This is a genomic window from Corynebacterium sp. MSK004 (genome assembly GCF_030232515.1).
Classification (GTDB): Bacteria; Actinomycetota; Actinomycetes; order Mycobacteriales; family Mycobacteriaceae; genus Corynebacterium; species Corynebacterium hesseae.
In genome coordinates this window covers 1-263 of the sequence record NZ_JASPKB010000027.1, presented here as the reverse complement: position 1 = coordinate 263, position 263 = coordinate 1, and the positions used below count along the sequence as shown (strand labels likewise).

At 56.3% G+C, this 263-nt stretch carries 1 pseudogene; it reads left to right on the top strand.

Features of this window, described 5'->3' with window-relative positions:
* Window positions 1-263: pseudogene (locus tag QP999_RS13375) on the top strand (hypothetical protein); the annotation flags it as partial.

Genomic DNA, 263 nt, shown 5'->3' with positions numbered 1-263 from the left:
GAGCCTTCTGATGAGCCGTCCAAGTCTGACGAGCCTTCTGATGAGCCGTCCAAGTCTGACGAGCCTTCTGATGAGCCTTCTGATGAGCCGTCCGATGAGCCGTCCAAGTCTGACGAGCCTTCTGATGAGCCGTCTAAGTCTGACGAGCCTTCTGATGAGCCGTCCAAGTCTGACGAGCCTTCTGATGAGCCTTCTGATGAGCCGTCCAAGTCTGACGAGCCTTCTGATGAGCCGTCCAAGTCTGACGAGCCTTCTGATGAGCC